Annotated in this window: 1 protein-coding gene and 1 pseudogene; one reads left to right on the top strand and one right to left on the bottom strand. The window is 41.7% G+C overall.

Annotated elements, in window-relative coordinates; genetic code table 11:
* The first annotated feature begins 108 nt into the window (after positions 1-108).
* Positions 109-3,558, top strand: coding sequence for a P-loop NTPase fold protein (locus Q0991_RS02515; protein WP_299485191.1), 3,450 nt, complete (start codon positions 109-111; stop codon positions 3,556-3,558).
* A gap of 214 nt (positions 3,559-3,772) precedes the next feature.
* Here the strand turns inward: Q0991_RS02515 and Q0991_RS02510 are convergent.
* Positions 3,773-4,101, bottom strand: a pseudogene (locus tag Q0991_RS02510) (hypothetical protein); the annotation flags it as partial.

Below are 4,101 nucleotides of genomic sequence, written 5' to 3'. Positions count from 1 at the left end.
AGCAACTCCCGAAGTTTTGGGATAGGACTATGACCGCAGGGAAGGTTAAACCTTACGAGTCCTCCGGTCAAACCGGAGGCTTAAGAAGGATAGTTATAGAGTGATGTTATGGAAGTATCAAAAATTTCCAATGAGTATGAAAATACGTTCGACACGATCAGAATAATTGAAAATATTCCAGAACGTGTAAGAGCTTACTCTGAGATCGCACCCAAGCTACCTCCGAGGCAAAAAGATAGGGCACTAAAGGCAGCATTGAGCGATGCGGAAAAAATTGAGGATAAGTATGCTCGTATCCAAGCCCTCGTAGCAATCGCACCCCAATTGTCTCCGAGGCAAAAAGATAGGGTACTAGAGACAGCATTAAGCACTGCGGAAAGGATTGTAGATTATTTTTACCAAGCCCAAACCTTGGTAGAGATCTTACCCCAATTGCCGCGAATTCAACATCCCGAAGTGATGGGAAAAGTCCTAAGCCTAGCACCCAAAATTAAGGGTAAGAGGGAACAATCTGAACTGCTCTCTTTGATCGCTACCAAGTTATCTGATATAGAGCCTCAATTCCAAGAAACAGTGAAGAAGGCATTTGAAGAATCTAAACAAGAAGCTATAAATGATCGGATTGCCCAAAGTTTCAATAATGATATAGCTGAAGGAGAAGATCTTCTCGGCATCGAGAGTGAAGTAAATGCCTTAGCAGAAGTTCTAGGGATGAGGTCACTCAAGCCACCATTGGCAGTTGGAATATTAGGGGGCTGGGGCAGCGGAAAATCATTTGTAATGCACTTGATGCGTCGTAAATTAAAATCTATTTACCAGAGGCCCGTTTCTAAAGAACAGGCTTGGGGATTAACAAATAAAAATACCCTTGGCGAAGCTTCTCCTTTTGTCGGACATATCTATCAGATCTATTTCAATTCCTGGAATTATGCCAAGGCTGACTTATGGTCGAGCTTGATGCAGACTATCTTTTACGAACTTAACTATCAACTCACCACCGAGAAACACCTGCAGGATACCTTTGCCATCCACACTGCTGTAATTGCACTAATATCTCAGCTTTCTGTCAGTTCGCAAACAAATAAACCAATTACCCCACAAAAAATCAAAGCGTTACTAGAAAAAATTATACATAATCATAAAGAAACAGGAGGATTGCAGGTAATTCTTGATCCTAAATTTTGGCAGCAGTGTGCTGATCTCCATTCAGAGACTTTAAAGCAAGTCAAGGAAAATTCGGAGCAAAATGTTACTTCTAGCGCAGAGAATATTTCTGAAGTATCTCAGAATCAGGATACAGAAGTATTACAACCACCAGGTTGGGAGAGTATTAACTGGGAATACTTCGAACAAATAAATAAGGATATTGGGTTAGGAACTACCGAACAGTGGAAATTGATTAGCTGCCAAACATTTTACAAGATCTGGGTTAAAGCTCTGGAGGCCTCCAAGATCCGCCTACTTGCGGGAGGACAAATTTGGCGGGTAGTAGATAGTGAATTAACTGTTGATGAACGAGATTTATGCATCAACCTAGAGAATTCATTTAATGTCATGGGTACTCAAATTCTTCAAGACAAAGGAAATCTCCAAAATCTCGTAAATCGTGATTTAAAAGTTTACAAAGATAATGACAAGAATAAGATAAAAACTCCTTTCAGCCAGTTAGGATTTCTGATTTGGCAAACATTAGTATCCAATGCCAGAACCCAAGGTGTTATCTGGGAAGAACTCAGTGACCTTCGCAAGTATGACCAAAAAGAGTTGGTCTCAATTGAAGAAAGTTTAGCCAATGTGGAGAAAGATTTAGAAAACCAGAAAAAGCTTGCGGAACTATCAGCTCAAAAAAAGTTGGAGCAACAAAAGATTACTAATATCTGGAAACCGATTTTGAATCAGGCATATACTTTGCTGGGTATCGATCCTGATAAAACCGATAGTTTTAGGAAATCATTTAAAAAGCGGCATTCATCCAGAATCTTTATTGGAGTTATCGTTTTAGCAGCACTCCTCATCATTAGCGCGTCTTCAAGTTTAGAAGACAAAGTTAAACTCTTTCAATCAATATTTAGGATTTACCTAAATATTGGAATAATTTCTTTTCCCACCACGGCGGCTTTACTTCCCGTTATATGGAGTACGGTAAAGCAATATCTTAAGGAAGTGGACCAGGCCCAAGCACAGCTAGATAGTCAATATCAAGAATGGCTCATAGAGGCTCAAAACAATGCCAAGATTTTAGAGCTATCTCAAGAGATTAAAAGTCTTCGGCTGCAAGCGGAGCAAAAACGACGTCAGGTTGGCCTAATAGCCAACCAGTCTTCCCTCTTAGATTTCGTCAATAACCGCATTCAAAGCGATGACTATGATCAACGTCTGGGTCTGATTCATCAGATTAGTCGAGATCTGGATGGCCTATCCCAACGGCTCTATAAAAAGCCAGATAAAAAAGACCAGCCTTCACCTCCTCAAAGCTGGCAACATTTGAGAGAACTTTTCCCCCGAGGCCCTGCTCGCGTCATTTTATATATTGATGACCTCGATCGTTGCCCGCCTGATCGAGTGGTTGATGTGCTAGAAGCCGTGCAACTACTGATCAACACTCCCTTATTTGTAGTGGTGCTGGCCATTGACGATCGTTATATTGCCCGTGCTCTTGAAAATGCATATAAAGGAGTGCTCAAACGTAAGGGAAGCCCTTCTGGCATCGACTATCTTGAGAAAATTATTCAAATTCCCTATCGCACCCGCCCTATCACTGGCAATGCAATCGGCACCTATCTCAAAAGTCAAATTGACATCGAAGAAGTGACATCCGGTTCTTCAGACACAGATAACCAAGATCTATCACCACAATCTATACCTGTAACTCCAAACTCAGCGGAAGACTTATCCAACATCAATGCTGATAGTGTTGATCCAAATCCTGAAGAATCAACAAATCAAGGCAGAGAGACTCCTGAGATACAGGACGTTGAACCACCACCACCTGAAGTGGCTAAGTTTACACCTGCTGAGTTCCGAACTCTGAAGGATTTCTGTCAACAAGTTGATTTGTCACCTAGGACAGCCAAGCGTCTAATCAATATCTACAAAATTCTGAAAATTCTTTGGTTCCGCTCAAAGCACAACGACCAACCCAAAGCTGATGAAACTAAGAGAGCGGTGCTGGCCTTGCTAGTACTAGCAGGTCGCTATCCCACTTTTATGCGCGAAGTTTTAGCGGAGATTTCGCGCCATTATGAGGAACACCGCGACACACAGTCTGATCCATCTGAACCTAAGTTCTTAAAGGACTGTTTTCGGGAACCTCTCAAATACCTGGAACGCACTCAAGATCCTTACCTTAATCGCGAACTCCAGAAATTTTTTCATGATGTTGACCGCATTATCAAAGATCCCTTAAACCTACCTTTGATAGAAATTAGCGAGGAAAATTTCTATTTAGTTTTATCCTTTTGCTTCGTTGGCGATATTGGTTATGACCCTGAGGACTACCAATCAGAAGACAGGGTTGGCCACCGACTTGATTTAGATAGTCCTAAAACAATCGAGTAGCATACATAATTCGGTAGCCACCAACTCATTTCGGGTTTTTATCCAGTTGACCTGATAAATCGGCTGTTTAACCTAACATGAATACCAAAGGAAGAAGAAACAGGCAGTTGAATCGCCTCACTTTAAAAATTCTAACCATATTTCCGTTTTCTCAGCATTACAAACTAGACCTCCGCCTTGGAGACCCATAAAACTATGGGATTTCAAATCGATACTAACCTTCGCAAAAATGCCGAAGATTGATCATCGTGTATGCCAAGCTTTTCAAGGCATAGTGCAGTTTGCTGATCCGCTCAAATCGCAGCAGCAAGCGCTTAAATTTATCCTCCCAAGCGAAGACGCGCTCAATGGTATTGAATCTCTCTTGGAAAATTGAAGAATCGAACAACCGTTTTCGGCCTCGCTTGGGCGTCTTTCTCCCCCGAGGATTTTCATTGATATTTGGTACCATCCTCCGATTGAAAATGGCCTTGCGATTCTCACGACTATCGTACACACCATCCAAGCTGACGACAGTCCCAATCAAGTCTATGCCGATTGTTC

This window comes from Acaryochloris sp. IP29b_bin.137, from assembly GCF_028285745.1.
Lineage (GTDB): Bacteria > Cyanobacteriota > Cyanobacteriia > Thermosynechococcales > Thermosynechococcaceae > Acaryochloris.
This window is presented reverse-complemented; position numbering and strand designations above follow the sequence as displayed.